Below are 17130 nucleotides of genomic sequence, written 5' to 3'. Positions count from 1 at the left end.
CCGGGGTCGCCCGCGGGTGCGGCCGGGTCGGGTGCGGGGGGCGGCGGGGCCCACGGCGGCGGAGCGGCATCGACCGGCGGTGCCGGCTCGGGGGCAGGTGCCGGAGCGGGTGCCGGAGCGGGCGCGGGAGGCGGCGGCACCGGATCGGCGTAGGAGATCGCGCTCGGCAGGGCGATGGCCGCGGCCGCCGCACCTGCCACAGCGGCAGTCAGGGATTTCGGAAGTCGTTTGCGGGCAGTTGTCCGCGCATCCGGGTGTCGCATGGGGACGAAAATACAGTGTTACCGGCGTGACGCAAGTGCGAGTTGCGGCTATTTCTCTCCCGGGTTGGTTAGCTCGTATGCGGTATCTCGACAGAACACGGCGATATCGCTCGGTTGCTGGGGCATCGGAGTGCCGCGGCCAGGCCTGGGACAGACCGGGCGTGCCGTCACGCCGGCCGAATCGCCACGTCGCGCGGGTGGACGCTGAAGTACACCTGCTCCCCCGGGATCAGCCGTAAACCGGCCGCAGTTTCGGCACTGATGTCGGCCGCGAGGCCCCCACCGCCGTCGTCGACCGCCTCGGCCCGCACCCGGATGACGGGTCCCCGGTGATCCAGTTCCGCGACGCCGACCGCGACGACGTTGACGTCCCCCGCCGGCATCTCCCGGCCTACCGATACCGCGGCCGGAGCGAATACGGCGATGGCCGGATCACCGGGTGCGACGTCCGGCCCGTAGGTACCGCGCCAGGTCTGTCCCGCGGCCAGCACCGAACCGCCGTCGGTGCCGGCGCGCCCGCTGACCAGATTCACGCCCGCGAAGCGCGCCCCGAACACCGTCCGCGGCGCGGTCAGCACGTCCGCGACGGTGCCCGATTCGACGATGCGCCCGCTCTCGATGACCACGACCCGGTCGGCCAGGGTGACAACGTCGAGCAGATCGTGGCTGACCAACACCGAACTCCGGCCGCCCGCACTCAGCACGCCGCGCAGCAGTCGGCGCATCGCCGAGGCGGCCGCGACGTCGAGTCCCGACAGCGGCTCATCCAGCAGCAATACGTCGGGTTCGGCCGCCAGCGCGCGAGCCAGCGCCACCCGCTGCGCCTGACCACCGGACAGCTGCCCCGGCCGGCGCTCGGCCAGATCCGCGGCGCCGACCTCGCTCAGCCAGCGCTCCGCCGTCCGCCGCGCTTCGGCGCGCAGGCCCCGACGACGGTGGTGCCGGGCGCGCGGGCCGAATGCCACGTTGCCCGCGACCGTCAGGTGCGGGAACAGCGCCGGGTCCTGCAGCAGCAGTCCAACCCGCCGGTTGTGCACCGCGATGTGCAGGCCCGTCGCGCCGTCGGTGAGCCGGTGTTCTCCCACCCGCACGGTGCCCGCATCCGGCCGCAGCAGGCCGGCGATCACATGCAGCACACTGGATTTGCCCGCGCCGTTGGGCCCGATGACGGCCACCACCTCACCGGCGGCGACGTCGAACTCCACATCGACGCCGCGGGCGTCGACCACCGCGTGTACCGAGAGCCCGCCCGTCACTGCCGGCTCTCCGCCTCGAACGGCCCGCGACCGAACCGGGCGCCACCCATCCCGAGCACCACGACGGCCGCGACCACGACCAGCACCAGCGACAACGCCACCGCGGCGTCGGCGTCAGCCTCGCGCTGCAGATAGATCTCCAGTGGCAGCGTCCGCGTCACCCCTTCGCGGGAACCGGCGAACGTCAGCGTCGCGCCGAACTCCCCCAGCGAGCGCGCGAACGCCAACACCGAGCCCGACACCAGACCGGGCGCCAGCATCGGCAACGTGACCCGGCGCCACACCGTGGTCGGGCGGGCCCCCAACGTGGCTGCGACCGCTTCGTACTGCGACCCGGCCGTGCGGGCCGCGCCTTCCAGGGCGATCACCAGAAACGGCAGCGAGACGAACGTCTGCGCCAGTACGACCGCCGTCGTCGAGAACGCGATGTGCACACCCGCCGCATCCAGGTACCTGCCGATCAAGCCCAACCGGCCGAAGGCATACAGCAGCGCGATACCGCCGACGACCGGCGGCAGGACCAGCGGCAACAGGATCAGCGGGCGGGTCCAGCGCACCACCTGGGAGCGGCTGCGAGCCAGCACCAGGGCCATCGGCACACCCAGCACCACACAGAGCACAGTGCTGGCGGCCGCGGTCTTGAGGCTGAGAACCAACGCGGTCACCGACGACTCGCTGCTGATCAGGCCGAGGAACCGCGACCAGTCGACCTTCGCCGCGACCGCGATCAGCGGCAGTACGACGAAAAGGGCTCCCAGCGCCGCCGGAACATAGATCCAGCGCGGCAGTCCGGGGTTCAAGGTTTTGCGAATCCGAACTTCGCCAGGGTCTGACGCCCCACGTCGCCCGTGACCAGCTCGACGAACCGCTGCGCGGCCGCCGCGTCCGCCGATGACTTCAACACCGCGATCGGGTAGATGTTCACCGCCGACGCCGCCTGCGGGAAGTCCACCTTGGCGACCTTGGCACCGGCCGACTGCGCGTCGGTCTGGTAGACAACGCCGGCGTCGGCCTGGCCGCTGGTGACCTTGTTGAGCACGTCGGTGACCGAGGTTTCCTCGCTGACGGGCTTGAGCTCCACGCCGGCGATCTTCTCGACCTTGCGCGTGGCCGAGCCGCACGGCACCTGGGTGGCACACACCACGACGTTCAGTCCGGGCCGAGCCAGATCGCCGAAGTTGTTGAGCTGCTTCGGATTACCGGGCGCCGTCACGATGACGAGCGTGTTGGAGGCGAAGTTCACCGGCGTGGCGGTGAGCAACCCGGCCTTGGCTGCCTTGGTCATGTTGTTGGCGTCGGCCGAGGCGAAGACATCGGCCTTCGCGCCCTGCGTCAGCTGCTCGACCAGCGAGGACGAGCCCGCGAAGTTGAACTGGACATCCGCCCCGGGGTTGTCCTTCTTGTACTGATCAGCGATGGCGGTGAACGCGCCCTTCAGAGAGGCCGCCGCGTACACGTTGACGACGGGACCCGACTTCTTGGCGCCCGAATCACACGCCGCGACCGCGCTCACTGCGCCGAGCAGGGCCAACACCGCCAGGACACGCATCAACTTGCGCATGAGCCACATTCGCAAAACCCTAGGGCCGTTTCCCCCGCGTGGCGAGTTTCGCCAGCTAGCTACTGTCCAGTAACATGGCGTCAACCGCGTTCAGCGTTGCACACGAGGAGGCCCTGTCATGGACGTTCTGGTCACCGGAGGCGATACCGACCTCGGCCGCGTCATCGCCCAAGGATTCCGCGACGCCGGGCACAACGTCGTCATCGCCGGCGCCCGCCGTGACGAGCTCGAAGTGGCCGCCAAGGAACTCGAAGTCGATTCGATCGTCCTGGACAACACCGACGGCGCCGCCCTCGAGCAGATGCGCGACAAGCTGCCGCAGCACCTCGACACCATCGTGAACGTCCCGGCCCCGGTCTGGTCCGCGGGCGACCCGCGCACCTACACGCTGGCCGAACGCGCCACCGTGTGGCGCAACACCCTCGATTCCTCGCTGCTGTCGGCGGTGTTGACCGTCCAGATCCTCGGCGACCAGATGCGTTCGGGCGGTGCCATCGTCACCGTCGTGCCGGAATGCCCCAAGGAGGGCACCGCCGACGCCGCCATCAAGGCCGCCGTGTCGAGCTGGACCGCCGGCCAGGCCGAGCACTTCGGCATCCGCGGCATCACGATCAACGTCGTCGCCGCCGGCCGTGGCTCCGAATCGGGCTATGACGGCATCGACGCCGGCGACGCGACCGTCGGCTCCGAGCTGACCAAGCTCGCGCTGTTCCTCACTACGCCGGCCGCCCGCCACATCACCGGCGAGACGCTGCACGTGAGCGCCGGGGCCCTGGCCACCTTCGCCTGACCCAACCGGTTTTATTCCCGTTTCGTCCGGGCTTCGCGCCCGGCGAAAACCGGGACGCAACAGCCTGGTTGGTGGCTAGGGTCGAATCGTGACGATTCGACTCGGTCTCCAGATCCCCAATTTCTCCTACGGCACCGGTGTCGGTGAGCTGTTCCCGACCGTCATCGCCCAGGCCCAGGAAGCCGAGGCCGCAGGCTTCGACTCCGTCTTCGTGATGGACCACTTCTATCAGCTGCCCATGCTGGGCTCCCCCGACCAGCCGATGCTGGAGGCCTACACCGCCCTCGGTGGCTTGGCCACCGCCACGCAGACGGTGCAGCTGGGCACCATGGTCACCGGCAACACCTATCGCAACCCGACGCTGCTGGCCAAGGAGATCACGACGCTCGACGTGATGAGTCAGGGCCGCGCGATCCTCGGCATGGGTACCGGCTGGTTCGAACTCGAGCACGACCAGCTCGGCTACGACTTCGGCACCTTCACCGACCGCTTCAACCGGCTCGATGAGTCGCTGCAAATCGTGCTGCCGATGCTCAAGGGTGAGCGCCCGACCTTCAGCGGCAAGTACTACCGCACCGTCGAGGCCATGGCCAATCCCCGGTTCCGCGACCACATCCCGCTGCTGATCGGCGGCAGCGGCGAGAAGAAGACCATTCCCCTTGCCGCGCAGCACTTCGACCATCTCAATGTCATCGCCGGCTTCGACGAGTTGTCGCGCAAGGTGGCGGTGGTCCGCGAAGCCTGCGAGAAGATCGACCGCGACCCGGCCACCCTCGAAACCAGCATGCTGGTCACCGCGTTCGTCGATGACAAGGCGACGTCCGACCTGATCCCAGCCGAGATGGGTCAGCGCATGGTGGCGGGCAGCGCCGAAAGTGTCGCCGAACAGCTGAAGACCAAGGTCTTCGACGCCGGGATCGGCGGTGTCATCGTCAACATTCCGACCAGCGTGACCGGATATGTGCCGGGCGTCATCACCGCACTCGGAGCAGCCCTGAATTCGGCTATCGACGCCTGACCCGCCGCCGGTGGGGCATCTCACTGCATTGATCGATTCAGCTGCGACTAGCCTGTGTATGTAAACAGTCGTGTAGTAGGTCGAGGAGCCCCTCAACATGGTCCACCCCGGAGCTACGGCAACGGATCGCCACAAGGTCGTCATCATCGGTTCGGGCTTCGGTGGCCTGACCAGCGCCAAAGCTCTCAAGCACGCTGATGTCGACGTCAAGCTGATCGCCCGTACCACCCACCACCTGTTCCAGCCGCTGCTGTACCAGGTGGCCACGGGCATCATCTCCGAAGGTGAGATCGCCCCGCCCACGCGGCTGATCCTGCGCAAGCAGAAGAACGCGCAGGTGCTGCTGGGCGATGTGACGCACATCGACCTGGTGAACCAGACCGTCGACTCGATCCTGCTGGGACACACGTACAGCACGCCGTACGACAGCCTGATCATCGCCGCGGGCGCCGGGCAGTCCTACTTCGGCAATGACCACTTCGCCGAGTGGGCGCCGGGCATGAAGACCATCGACGACGCGCTGGAGCTGCGCGGCCGCATCCTGGGTGCGTTCGAGCAGGCCGAGCGGTCCAGCGATCCGGAACGGCGCAAGAAGCTGCTGACCTTCGTGGTCGTCGGCGCCGGCCCGACCGGCGTGGAGATGGCCGGCCAAATTCAGGAACTGTCGGACCAGACGCTCAAGGGCAGCTTCCGGCACATCGACCCGACCGAGGCCAAGGTCATCCTGCTCGACGCCGCCCCGGCGGTGCTGCCGCCCATGGGCGAGAAGCTGGGTCTGAAGGCCAAGAACCGGCTCGAGAAGATGGGCGTGGAGATTCAGCTCAACGCCATGGTCACCGACGTCGACCGCAACGGCCTGACCGTCAAGGACAAGGACGGCACCATCCGGCGGATCGAGTCGGCGTGCAAGGTGTGGTCCGCCGGTGTGCAGGCCAGCCCGCTCGGCCGCGATCTGGTCAACCAGTCCGACACCGAGATCGACCGCGCCGGCCGCGTCAAGGTGAACCCGGATCTGTCGATCCCGGGCCACCCCAACGTGTTCGTCGTCGGCGACATGGCCTTCGTCGAAGGCGTACCGGGTATGGCACAGGGCGCGATCCAGGGCGGCAACCATGTCGCCGCGATCCTCAAGAACGAGGCCAAGGCCCGCGCGCACGGCACCAAACCCAAGCCGCGCGAACCGTTCTCGTACTTCGACAAGGGCTCGATGGCCACCGTCTCGAAGTGGAACGCGGTCGCCCAGATCCCGCTCGGCGGGAAGTCCAAGCTCGAATTCGGCGGCTTCATCGCGTGGCTGGCCTGGCTCGGGCTGCACCTGATCTACCTGGTGGGCTTCAAGACCAAGATCGCCACGCTGCTGTCGTGGACGGTGACGTTCATGAGCCGCCAGCGCGGTCAGCTGACCATCACCGAGCAGCAGGCGTACGCCCGCACCAGGATCGGGGAACTCGAGGAGATCGTCCAGGCCACGGTCGACCCGGAGACCGTCGCGTCGGCGTCCTGATCCGGACTAAAGACGCGGGCCCTGCCAGGCCGACAGGCAACCACCGTCGGCCAGGGCCATGACCACCTGATCTCGGCGTGATTCGTATCGCTCAGCGTTACGAATCACGCCGAAATCGCTTTCGGGGTAAAGAAATTCGCTGACATAGGCGCGTGGCGCGGCGATCTCGTCGTCGCTGACCGCGCCGGCGCCGAGTTCGACGCGGTGCCGCACCACGGGCAGCGCATCACGGTCGACATGCAGTGAGCCCTCCCAGAAGCCGTGCTGCTCGCCCGACCGTCCGACCTGTACCCGCTCGCGCAGCCGCACCCGGCCGTCGTCGGCGATCTGCAACCGCGTCGTCGCCTGATGGCTGCTGCCGCCCGCGATGACCGTCGGCTCCGGATCGAGATCGAGTTGCCCGGCAACCTCGAGATCCCAGCTCGAGCGTGACTGCGTCGTCGTCGCACCGGGCAGCACCATCATCGCGGCGACGCTGCGCACCTGCAGCCGGGCACCGGCCGCCACGATCACGCGCACATCGATGGTGTCACCGCCCAACGGCGTTGCGGCCGTGGACACCAGGTGGACGGTGTCGGGGGCGGTGCGGCGCGCGGCCACGCCGCCGACGCACTCGATGCGCGGGCCGCGGCCGGGGGCCGCGACGATCAGAACCTGGGTGTGCATGGCTCAGGCGTTCGTGACTCCCGCGCCGGCCAATTGGTCGCGGACCCAGGCCTGCACCGCCGAAGCCGTCGGATCGTCGGTCAGCGAGATCAGCACCGTGGGGCGCTCACCACGGACCTGCGCGGCGTCGCGCCGCATGACGTCCAGGTCGGCACCCACCATCGGTGCGAGATCGGTCTTGTTGACCACGAGCAGATCCGAGAACGTGACGCCGGGGCCGCCCTTGCGCGGCACCTTATCGCCACCGGCTACGTCGACGACGAAGATCTGCACATCGACCAGGCCCGAGGAGAACGTCGCGGTCAGGTTGTCTCCCCCGGACTCGACCAGGATGAGGTCGAGTTTGTCGTTGGTCTCGATGAGATCGTCGATGGCGTCGAGGTTCGCGGTGATGTCGTCGCGGATCGCGGTATGCGGGCAACCGCCGGTCTGTACCGCGGCGATCCGCTCGTCCGGCAGCACTGCGTGCCGGCGCAGGAAGTCGGCGTCCTCGGTGGTGTAGATGTCGTTGGTCAGCACCGCCAGGGACAGTTCGTCGCGCAGCTGTCGGCACAGCGCGGCGACCAATGCCGTCTTGCCGGAGCCGACGGGGCCGCCGACGCCGATGCGCAGCGGCTCACCGGGCTGCCGTTCGCGTTTGGGCCGGTCGTGGTGATGGTGTGGCTGACCGTCGAGGAAATGTGGTGGCATGGTGGACCTTTCGGGTCAGGAGGCGAACAAGGGACGGTCGCGGCCGGCGTGCCGTTGCGCCAGGACGTCGAGCAGTGGATCGGACAGGTCGGCAAGCCCTTTAGCCGCTTCGGCGGCGGTGCTGTCGCACAGCCCCGACAGCTCGAAGGTCAGTGCGGCGACGTCGGCAGGGTCCAGCGCCAGCAGGCGCTGGGCGGCCGTCGCAGAGCCGGTCATGGTGGTGTAAACGACTGTGGCACAGGTCTGTTCGGGGGCGAGGCCGCKGACGCGGCCGACCACACCAGACGCCACCGCCAGGTGCGGCCGGGTGCCGAGCGGCTGCCAGTCCGTGTCGGGCCAGACGCGGCGCGCCAACCGCAGCAGTCCACGTCCCTGCGCACGCGATGCCAGCCGGGCCGCGGGAGCCGGTGTGCGCGCGTCGGTTTCGCGGTCGGCGGCCACCGGGTCGAGCCCACCGTGGACCGCTGCCGCGACGGAGGCGGTGACCAGCCCGTGCGTGCGGATACGCCGGCACAGGTATGCCCGCAGCGTCACCACGTCGGCCACCAGGCCACTGGTGACCGCCTCTTCGACGCCGCCGGAGTGCACGTGCCCACCGGTCGGCAACCGCGAATCCGCCAGTGCCAGCAGGGTGGCCAGGCCGCTATCCATCAGAACAGCCGGTATCCATCAGAACAGGAAGTATCTCTGTGCCATCGGCAGCTCAGCGGCGGGCTGTTCCTGCCAGACCTCTCCGTCGATCCGGACGGTGAAAGTGTCGGGATCGACGCGGATGTCGGGCATCGCGTCGTTGAGCGGCAGGTCCGCCTTGCCCCGGCCCCGGACGTTCTTGACCGGAACGAGCCTGCGCCGCAAGCCCAGTCGCGCCGCAAGGTCGTCCTCGATGGCGGTCGGTGAGACAAAATGCACCGACAGCCCGGCCGCCACCGAGGGATGTGCTCCGAACATCGGGCGCGGCAGGACGGGTTGCGGCGTCGGGATCGAAGCGTTCGCATCCCCCATCGCCGCCCAGGCGATCGCGCCGCCTTTGAGCACCAGATGCGGGCGGACGCCGAAGAACGCGGGCTCCCAGAGCACCAGATCGGCGAGCTTGCCGACCTCCACCGAACCGAGTTCGTGGTCGATACCGTGGGTCACGGCCGGGCAGATGGTGTACTTCGCCACGTATCGGCGAACCCGGTTGTTGTCCGCCGGACCGTCGCCGGGCAGCGGCCCCCGGCGCTTCTTCATCACGTGCGCGGTCTGCCAGGTCCGCAGCACCACTTCACCGATGCGTCCCATGGCCTGGCTGTCGCTGCCGATCATCGAGATGGCGCCGATGTCGTGCAGCAGATCCTCGGCGGCAATGGTCGACGGCCGAATCCGGCTCTCCGCGAACGCCAAATCCTCGGGCACGGCGGCGTTGAGGTGGTGGCACACCATCAGCATGTCGAGGTGTTCGTCGAGGGTGTTGACGGTGTGGGGCCGCGTCGGGTTGGTCGAACTGGGCATCACGTTCGGATGGCTGGCGACGGTGATGATGTCGGGCGCATGGCCGCCGCCGGCGCCCTCGGTGTGGTACGCGTGGATGGCCCGGCCGGCGATGGCCGCCAGGGTGTCCTCGACGAACCCCATCTCGTTGAGGGTGTCCGAGTGCAGGGCCACCTGGACGTCGGCCTCTTCGGCCACCCGCAGACACGCGTCGATGGCGGCCGGGGTGGTGCCCCAGTCCTCGTGCAGTTTGAAACCGGCTGCGCCGCCGCGCAATTGCTCCCACATCGAGTCGGGGTTGATGGTGTTGCCCTTGCCGAGCAGCAGGATGTTCATCGGCCAGCCGTCGAGGGCCTGCAGCATGCGTCCCAGGTGCCAGGCGCCGGGCGTGACGGTGGTGGCCTTACTGCCCTCGGCGGGCCCGGTGCCGCCACCGATCATCGTGGTGATGCCGCCGCCGATCGCCTCTTCGAGGATCTGCGGACAGATGAAATGGACGTGACAGTCGATGCCGCCCGCGGTGAGGATTCGCCCGTTGCCGGCGATGATCTCGGTGGACGGGCCCACCACCAGGTCGGGGTGCACCCCGGACATGATGTCGGGGTTGCCGGCCTTGCCGATGGCGACGATGCGGCCGTCGCGAATCCCGACGTCGGCCTTGATGATTCCCCAGTAGTCGATGATGATCGCGCCGGTGATCACGGTGTCCGGGGCACCGTCGGCGCGGGTCGCCCGGGCCTGCCCCATGGACTCGCGCAGCACCTTGCCACCGCCGAAGACCGCCTCGTCACCGGACAGTCCCGGGCCGCCGCTGCGGTCCTCGGTGATCTCGATCAGCAGATCGGTGTCCGCCAGGCGGATCCGGTCGCCCGTCGTCGGCCCGAACAGCGCCGCGTACCGGGCGCGAGACAATGAACTCACGAGGCATCCAGCTTTCCGGGCGCGTCGAGCGACAGCCCATACACTTCCCGCGTCCCGCCCAGCGGAACCAGTGAAACCCGCTGGGCGACACCAGGTTCGAATCTGACGGCGGTACCCGCCGGCACGTCGAGCCGGTGCCCGTGTGCCGCCGCGCGGTCGAAGTCCAACGCCGAGTTGGCCTGCGGGAAATGCACGTGGCTGCCGACCTGCACGGGCCGGTCACCGCTGTTGACCACGTCGAGGACCAGCCGCTCGGCACCCGCGTTGAAGGCGATATCGCCGTCGCCATAAAGGATTTCACCGGGAATCAGCGTCGCGCCCTCGGTACTCGTCCGGTCCGTCATCGTCGCCGTCCTCAGGCAATCGGGTGGTGGACGGTGACCAGTTTGGTGCCGTCCGGGAAGGTGGCCTCGACCTGGACGTCGGGCAGCATCTCTGGAACCCCGTCCAAGACGTCGTCACGGCTCAGGACGTCCCGGCCGCTGACCATCAGCTCCGCGACCGTCCGTCCATCGCGGGCGCCTTCCAGCAGGTGATCGGTGATCACCGCCACCGCCTCGGGGTGATTCAGGCGCAACCCTCTGGCCTGCCGTCGACGGGCCAGTTCGGCGGCGTACGAAATCAGCAGGCGTTCTTGCTCATGCGGCGTCAAACGCATAAGGGGCGATATTGCCACGGCACGCCGGGAACGGCATGTCGGGCCGGAGCTTTCAGCCCCTCAGGCGCATCCGAAGGCTCAGCCCTCGAGATTCTGGAGCCGCACCTGGCCCCGCGCGACCATCCGATCGTCCTCATCGGTGATCGTGACCAGCCACAGCTGCTGGCGGCGGCCCCGGTGGATCGGCGTCGAGGTGGCGGTGATCGTTCCGGTCTTGAGCGCGCGCAGGAAGTCGGTGTTGTTGTTGACGCCGACGACCGTGCCGCCACCGTGCTCGGCGAGCCAGACGTGGCCGGAGACACTGGCGACACTTTCGACGACGGCGCAGTGGATGCCGCCGTGCACGATTCCCCAGGGCTGTAGCAGCTTGTCGGTGATCTTCAGTTGCGCGCGTGCGCCGTCCGCGGTGACCTCCAGATAGGTCAGTCCGATTTCGGCGTCGAAGCCCTTGCCGAGGTCCGCGGGCACAGATGTCGTCACGAATAGCTGTCTCACCGATGGTGCGGGGCCTGCTCTTCGAGTGGACCGGGAATCACTGCAGCCCTCAGGATTCCGGCGCGGTCCGTTAGTTTCTCGACTCCTGAATAGTAGGCAAGGCTTGCCTAATTAGCAAGCCCTTGCCAGGTTCATCCGATCGAGTCCGCGCACCGGGGCACCAAACCCGACGAGGGTGTCCAGCACCGCCTGGGCCCGACGCATGCCGTCGACGTCGCTGACGCCGGCCAACAGCGGAACCCGGGTCGCCGAACCCACCACGGCGGAGCCCACGATGTGCCACATCGCCGGCACCGTCATGACACCGCCACTGACCTCGAAGAGCTTCGCGAACAGCGGTTGCAGCGCACGGTGGCACCGATGCGCCAGCCAGGTCGCCAGCGCCTCCTCGCCCGGGAAGCCGACGATCCCGTCAGCGATCCGCCGGGTCGCCCACACTGCCCGCCCGCCGAATACCGGATCGCCGGGCAGCACCCGCAGGGTCGGGTCCGCGACGCCGACCCAGTCGATGCCACCCTCCGAGTCGATGTGAACCCACAGGTTCTCCAGCCCGGGGTCCCAGGCCCGCCCCTCCAGCACCAGCAGCGGCACCACGCGGCCGATGACGACGTGCGCGAGCATGGCGGCCACCTGCTGGGCGGCGACCGATTCACTGCCGGTATCCAGCACCGCGGTGTCGAACATCGTCTGGAGCCGGTCACCCGTCACAGCCTCGGCGAGCGGCCACCACCGGCGACGGGAGATGTCGTCCATCACCGCAACGCCATAGACCCTGGGATCACTCGGGCACAACTCGCGCAGCCGGCGACTCGACTCGTGCAACGGAAGCATCCGGCGGATGTCCATCGTGGCGATCAAGGGGTCAGTCACAGCGGAGGGCATGAACACATCCTTAGGTTAGGTTAGCCTTACTATAGTGACGACCCACGAGATGTAAACCGCTGTGACGGGACTCACAAGCAGCGAAAAAACAGCCCTGACCGGGAACCGCAACGTTCAACCGGGACGTTGGGGAGGACATGCGAAATGGATACGACGCACGGTAGTAAATGCGTAGTACCCTGGAAACACTGCCGAAAGAGTGAAATAGGACATGGCGAAAATGACGCGGCTGGGCGAGTTGGAGCGCGAGGTGATGGATCACCTCTGGTCCTCCCGCGAGCCACAAACCGTCCGCCAGGTGCATGAAGCCCTCGCGACGCGCCGGGACCTGGCCTACACCACGATCATGACGGTGCTCCAGCGTCTGGCGAAGAAGAATCTGGTCGTCCAGCATCGCGATGACCGCGCGCACCGCTACGCACCGACCCACGGCCGCGACGAACTGGTCGCCGGACTCATGGTCGACGCACTTGACCAGGCCTCCGACTCCGGCAGCCGGGTCGCGGCACTGGTTCATTTCGTCGAACGCGTCGGGGTCGACGAGGCCGACGCGCTGCGGCGGGCCCTCGATGAGCTGGAAGCCAAGCACCGAATCCCACCGGCGACTGGCATTTCCGGCACCGACTGAGAGACACTTAGCGCGTGTCCGCCCTGGCCTTCACTCTCGTTGCGCTACTGCTGGTCGGGCCGGTACCCGCCTTGCTGGCGCGCGCATCGTGGCCGCAGCGGGCCCCCCGGGCCGCGATCGTGTTGTGGCAGTCGATTGCCATCGCCGCCGTGCTGTCCGCCTTCAGCGCCGGCATCGCCGTCGCCAGCAGCCTTTTCGCGCCAGGTCCTGACGGTCGCCCGACGACCACCGCAACCAGCGAGATCAGCGTCATGGGCTGGCCGGTGTGGCTCACGCACGTCGCGGTCTTCGCGCTGACCCTCGTCGTCGGCGGCCGGCTGGCCATCGCCTTCATCCAGGTCGCCATCGCGACGCGACGCCGGCGCGCACACCACCGCATGATCGTCGACCTGCTCGACTGTTCGCGGGACACCGCACCCGCCCCCCAGGCCCGCCACCTGATCGGCCACGGCCTGCGCATTCTCGACGTCCAGCAGCCGCTCGCCTACTGTCTGCCCGGCGTCCGCAGTCGTGTGGTGCTCAGCGAAGGTGCCCTCAAGCACCTGCACGACAGCGAGATCGCCGCCATCCTCAGCCACGAACACGCACACCTGCGAGCCCGGCACGACCTGGTGCTCGAGATGTTCATCGCCGTCCACGCCGCCTTCCCCCGCTTCGTCCGGAGCGCCAGCGCCCTCGACGCGGTCCGCCTGCTGATCGAACTGCTCGCCGACGACGCCGCCGTCCGGGCCACCGGCCCGACACCACTGGCCCGCGCCCTGGTGGCCTGCGCGTCCGGACGAGCTCCCAAGGGCGCCCTCGCCGCCGGTGGGCCGACCACGATCCTGCGCGTGCAGCGCCTGGCCGGCGAACCCAACAGCTCCTGGCTGGCCGCGGCCGCCTACCTGGCCGCCGCCTCCGTCCTGGTCGTTCCGACCGTCGCGGTGGCTGTGCCCTGGCTCACTGAATTGCACCGCTTGTTCTTCTCGTAGACTTTGCGACTGGCACCATCAGCATCGGTGGCGGATGACGCCGCACCGGCCTTGCGCCGGTCCGAAAGACTGTGCGCCACAACCAAACAACGAAAGGGCCAGCCGTGAGCTCGTCGGGAAACCCGGAACCGTCCGCAACCACCGCCACTGCCCAGATCGGCGTCACCGGCCTGGCTGTCATGGGCTCCAACATTGCCCGTAACTTCGCCAGCCACGGCTACACCGTCGCGCTGCACAACCGCTCCGTCGCCAAGACCGACGCCCTGATCGCCGAACACGGCGCCGAGGGCAAGTTCGTCCGCAGCGAGACCATCGCCGAATTCCTGGACGCGCTGGAGAAGCCGCGCCGCGTGCTGATCATGGTCAAGGCCGGCGACCCGACCGACGCCGTCATCAACGAACTCGCCGACGCCATGGAGCCCGGCGACATCATCATCGACGGCGGCAACGCGCTGTACACCGACACCATCCGCCGCGAGAAGGCCATCCGCGAGCGCGGCCTGCACTTCGTCGGTGCGGGCATCTCCGGCGGCGAAGAAGGCGCGCTGAACGGCCCGTCGATCATGCCGGGCGGGCCGGCCGAGTCCTACAAGAGCCTGGGCCCACTGCTCGAGGAGATCTCCGCGCACGTCGACGGCGTGCCGTGCTGCACGCACATCGGCCCTGACGGCGCAGGCCACTTCGTCAAGATGGTGCACAACGGCATCGAGTACTCCGACATGCAGCTCATCGGCGAGGCCTACCAGCTGCTGCGTGACGGCCTGGGCATGACGGCCGGGCAGATCGCCGACGTGTTCGCCGAGTGGAACAAGGGCGACCTGGACAGCTACCTGGTCGAGATCACCGCCGAGGTGCTGCGCCAGGTCGACGCCAAGACCGGCAAGCCGCTGGTCGACGTCATCGTCGACGAGGCCGAGCAGAAGGGCACCGGCCGCTGGACCGTCAAGTCAGCGCTCGACCTCGGCATCCCCATCACCGGCATCGCCGAAGCGGTGTTCGCCCGCGCCCTGTCGGGCTCGGTGCCGCAGCGGCGGGCCACCGTGGGCATGGCCTCGGGCCAGCTCGGCGAGAAGCCCAGCGACGCCACGAAGTTCGTCGAGGACGTGCGCCAGGCGCTGTACGCGTCGAAGATCGTCGCGTACGCGCAGGGCTTCAACCAGATCGAGGCCGGCAGCGCCGAGTACGGCTGGGACGTCAAGCCCGGCGATCTGGCCACCATCTGGCGCGGCGGCTGCATCATCCGCGCCAAGTTCCTGAACCGGATCAAGGACGCGTTCGACGCCGAGCCGGAGCTCGCCACCCTGTTGGCCGCGCCGTACTTCCGCACCGCGGTCGAGTCGGCCATCGACAGCTGGCGCCGCGTCGTGGTGACGGCCACCGAGCTGGGCATCCCGATCCCGGGCTTCGCCTCGTCGCTGTCCTACTACGACGCACTGCGCACCGAGCGGCTGCCCGCGGCACTGACGCAGGGCCTGCGCGACTTCTTCGGCGCCCACACCTACGGCCGCACCGACGCGCCGGAGGGCAAGAAGTTCCACACGCTGTGGAGCGGCGACCGGACCGAGGTCGAGGCGTAGCTCTTCGCTCGCGAGCAGACATGAAACTGTCCCTTTTCCCCGGAAGAGGGACAGTTTCATGTCCGCTCGGCATTGTCAGGCGAGGCCACTAGGCTGAAGGTGTGCAGTTTCTCGACGGCCACCAGCCTCCGTACGACCTGACCTACAACGACGTCTTCGTCGTGCCGGGGCGCTCAGAACTGACCTCCCGCTTCGACGTCGACCTGGCCACCACCGACGGCACGGGCACCACCATCCCGATCGTCGTCGCCAACATGACCGCGGTCGCCGGCCGCCGGATGGCCGAGACCATCGCCCGCCGCGGTGGCATCGTGGTGCTGCCGCAGGACCTGCCCATCGACGCGGTCCGGGGCACCGTCGACTTCGTCAAGAGCCGCGACCTGGTGGTGGACACCCCGGTGGTGCTCGCCCCCGACGACTCGGTCTCGGATGCCCTCGCCCTGCTGCACAAGCGCGCCCACGGCGCCGCGGTGGTCCTGGCGGACGGACGCCCGCTCGGGCTGGTCACCGAGGCCGGCTGTGCCGGGGTCGACCGGTTCGCGCGCGTCCGCGACGTGGCCAGCACCGATTTCGTCTCCGCGCCCGCGGGCACCGAACCGCGCAAGGTGTTCGACCTGCTGGAGCACTCCCCGACGGGCGTGGCCGTGCTGACCAACGCCGACGGTTCGCTGGCCGGCGTGCTGACCCGCACCGGCGCCATCCGCGCGGGCATCTACACCCCCGCCGTCGACGCACGGGGCCGGCTCCGGATCGCGGCCGCCGTCGGGATCAACGGTGATGTCGCCGCCAAGGCCCGTGCGCTCGCCGAAGCCGGCGTGGACGTCCTGGTCGTCGACACCGCGCACGGGCACCAGGCCAAGATGCTCGAGGCGTTGAGCGCGGTGGCCGCACTCGACCTCGGCCTGCCGCTCGCGGCCGGCAACGTGGTGTCCGCCGCCGGCACCCGGGACCTGATCAACGCGGGCGCGTCCATCGTCAAGGTGGGCGTCGGCCCCGGCGCCATGTGCACCACCCGGATGATGACCGGGGTGGGGCGGCCGCAGTTCTCCGCCGTCGTCGAATGTTCCTCGGCGGCAAGGGAACTCGGCGGCCACGTGTGGGCTGACGGCGGTGTCCGGCACCCGCGCGACGTGGCACTGGCCCTGGCCGCGGGCGCGTCGAACGTGATGATCGGCTCATGGTTCGCCGGCACGTACGAGTCGCCCGGTGACCTGCTGACCGACCGCGAGGGCCGCGTCTACAAGGAGAGCTTCGGCATGGCCTCCAAGCGTGCGGTGGCCGCCCGTACGGCCGGTGACGGCGCGTTCGACCGGGCTCGCAAGGCCTTGTTCGAGGAAGGCATCTCGTCCTCGAAGATGGAGCTGGACCCCGTCCGCGGCGGGGTCGAAGACCTGCTCGATCACATCACCTCCGGCGTCCGCAGCACCTGCACGTACGTCGGCGCGGCAAACCTCGCCGAGCTGCACGAAAAAGTGGTGCTCGGGGTGCAATCGGCCGCCGGATTCGCCGAAGGACACCCGCTGCCCACCGGTTGGTGAGCAGGTCCGACGGGGCCGACCAGCTACCATTGCCATACGGCCGACGATTGCAATAGGCGTCGGTCGGCCGTCGATGTCGATTCAGCGAAAGGGAGCACGTGCCGCAGGCACCCGTTGGGGCGTCGACCGCCCCGAGCGCGGCGGGAGCGTGCGACGCCAATCACGCGCTCCCCGAACCGAGCCCTGAATCAATGGACTCCGAACCTCCCAGTAGCCGGCCGGGCCGTCAGCCCGGCGCCCCG

Annotated in this window: 19 protein-coding genes; 7 read left to right on the top strand and 12 right to left on the bottom strand. The window is 68.7% G+C overall.

Features of this window, described 5'->3' with window-relative positions; genetic code table 11:
• From AC1U2B_RS27290 to modA, 4 genes are all read right to left on the bottom strand, one after another.
• On the bottom strand, nt 1-263 hold a 263-nt coding region (locus tag AC1U2B_RS27290), incomplete at its 3' end, for a hypothetical protein (RefSeq protein ID WP_480219238.1).
• A 167-nt stretch (nt 264-430) separates the two neighbouring features.
• Entirely contained in the window at nt 431-1519 is a 1089-nt protein-coding gene (locus AC1U2B_RS27285; RefSeq protein ID WP_480219237.1) for a sulfate/molybdate ABC transporter ATP-binding protein, read from the bottom strand.
• Nucleotides 1516-2319, bottom strand: coding sequence for an ABC transporter permease (locus AC1U2B_RS27280; protein ID WP_480219236.1), 804 nt, complete (start codon nt 2317-2319; stop codon nt 1516-1518). Before AC1U2B_RS27280 ends, AC1U2B_RS27285 begins: the two co-directional genes overlap by 4 nt.
• Nucleotides 2316-3089, bottom strand: coding sequence for a molybdate ABC transporter substrate-binding protein (modA, locus tag AC1U2B_RS27275; protein WP_480219235.1), 774 nt, complete (start codon nt 3087-3089; stop codon nt 2316-2318). Before modA ends, AC1U2B_RS27280 begins: the two co-directional genes overlap by 4 nt.
• Before the next feature lie 109 nt (nt 3090-3198).
• Between modA and AC1U2B_RS27270 the strand changes: the two genes are divergently transcribed.
• The 3 genes from AC1U2B_RS27270 to AC1U2B_RS27260 all read left to right on the top strand — a co-directional run bounded on the left by AC1U2B_RS27270 (nt 3199) and on the right by AC1U2B_RS27260 (nt 6392).
• The gene (locus AC1U2B_RS27270) at nt 3199-3870 is read left to right on the top strand and encodes an SDR family oxidoreductase (RefSeq protein WP_043400960.1); all 672 of its coding nucleotides are present in this window, start codon (nt 3199-3201) and stop codon (nt 3868-3870) included.
• 88 nt (nt 3871-3958) lie between these two features.
• Nucleotides 3959-4888, top strand: coding sequence for an LLM class F420-dependent oxidoreductase (locus AC1U2B_RS27265; protein WP_260938508.1), 930 nt, complete (start codon nt 3959-3961; stop codon nt 4886-4888).
• Between the two features lie 97 nt (nt 4889-4985).
• Nucleotides 4986-6392, top strand: coding sequence for a type II NADH:quinone oxidoreductase Ndh (locus tag AC1U2B_RS27260; RefSeq protein WP_480219234.1), 1407 nt, complete (start codon nt 4986-4988; stop codon nt 6390-6392).
• A 6-nt stretch (nt 6393-6398) separates the two neighbouring features.
• Here the strand turns inward: AC1U2B_RS27260 and AC1U2B_RS27255 are convergent, their stop codons facing one another.
• From AC1U2B_RS27255 to AC1U2B_RS27220, 8 genes are all read right to left on the bottom strand, one after another.
• Nucleotides 6399-7058 carry an urease accessory protein UreD gene (locus AC1U2B_RS27255; RefSeq protein ID WP_480219233.1) on the bottom strand — a complete coding sequence of 220 codons (660 nt, stop codon included), beginning with the start codon at nt 7056-7058 and terminating at the stop codon, nt 6399-6401.
• A 3-nt stretch (nt 7059-7061) separates the two neighbouring features.
• Nucleotides 7062-7748, bottom strand: a complete 687-nt coding sequence (gene ureG, locus AC1U2B_RS27250) for an urease accessory protein UreG (protein ID WP_138230867.1) — start codon at nt 7746-7748, stop codon at nt 7062-7064.
• A gap of 15 nt (nt 7749-7763) precedes the next feature.
• Entirely contained in the window at nt 7764-8399 is a 636-nt protein-coding gene (locus AC1U2B_RS27245; RefSeq protein WP_480219232.1) for an urease accessory protein UreF, read from the bottom strand.
• 18 nt (nt 8400-8417) lie between these two features.
• Complete coding sequence (locus AC1U2B_RS27240; protein WP_480219231.1) at nt 8418-10139, bottom strand: urease subunit alpha; 1722 nt, start codon at nt 10137-10139, stop codon at nt 8418-8420.
• Nucleotides 10136-10450 (bottom strand): urease subunit beta, encoded by a 315-nt coding sequence (locus tag AC1U2B_RS27235; protein ID WP_480219248.1) that lies wholly within the window; start codon nt 10448-10450, stop codon nt 10136-10138. Before AC1U2B_RS27235 ends, AC1U2B_RS27240 begins: the two co-directional genes overlap by 4 nt.
• 44 nt (nt 10451-10494) lie before the next feature.
• Entirely contained in the window at nt 10495-10797 is a 303-nt protein-coding gene (locus tag AC1U2B_RS27230; protein WP_480219230.1) for an urease subunit gamma, read from the bottom strand.
• A 78-nt stretch (nt 10798-10875) separates the two neighbouring features.
• Nucleotides 10876-11277: a PaaI family thioesterase gene (locus AC1U2B_RS27225; RefSeq protein WP_260938502.1), complete on the bottom strand. Its 402-nt coding sequence runs from the start codon at nt 11275-11277 to the stop codon at nt 10876-10878.
• 126 nt (nt 11278-11403) lie between these two features.
• Nucleotides 11404-12174 carry an iron reductase gene (locus AC1U2B_RS27220; protein ID WP_480219229.1) on the bottom strand — a complete coding sequence of 257 codons (771 nt, stop codon included), beginning with the start codon at nt 12172-12174 and terminating at the stop codon, nt 11404-11406.
• 211 nt (nt 12175-12385) lie between these two features.
• Here AC1U2B_RS27220 and AC1U2B_RS27215 point away from each other — a divergent pair, with 211 nt between their 5' ends.
• The 4 genes from AC1U2B_RS27215 (at nt 12386) to AC1U2B_RS27200 (ending at nt 16888) form a co-directional block, all read left to right on the top strand.
• A complete protein-coding gene (locus AC1U2B_RS27215; protein ID WP_043399903.1) occupies nt 12386-12802 on the top strand; it encodes a BlaI/MecI/CopY family transcriptional regulator in 417 nt (138 codons plus the stop codon).
• Nucleotides 12803-12816: 14 nt separating this feature from the next.
• Complete coding sequence (locus AC1U2B_RS27210) at nt 12817-13773, top strand: M56 family metallopeptidase (protein ID WP_480219228.1); 957 nt, start codon at nt 12817-12819, stop codon at nt 13771-13773.
• Between the two features lie 104 nt (nt 13774-13877).
• Nucleotides 13878-15350, top strand: coding sequence for an NADP-dependent phosphogluconate dehydrogenase (gndA, locus tag AC1U2B_RS27205; protein ID WP_043399898.1), 1473 nt, complete (start codon nt 13878-13880; stop codon nt 15348-15350).
• 101 nt (nt 15351-15451) lie between these two features.
• Nucleotides 15452-16888: a GuaB1 family IMP dehydrogenase-related protein gene (locus AC1U2B_RS27200; RefSeq protein WP_480219227.1), complete on the top strand. Its 1437-nt coding sequence runs from the start codon at nt 15452-15454 to the stop codon at nt 16886-16888.
• Nucleotides 16889-17130: the final 242 nt, after the last annotated feature.

The organism is Mycolicibacterium sp. P4_G11, assembly GCF_056555145.1.
Note: the sequence above shows the minus strand (reverse complement) of the source record. Positions and strands in the feature narration are given on the sequence as shown.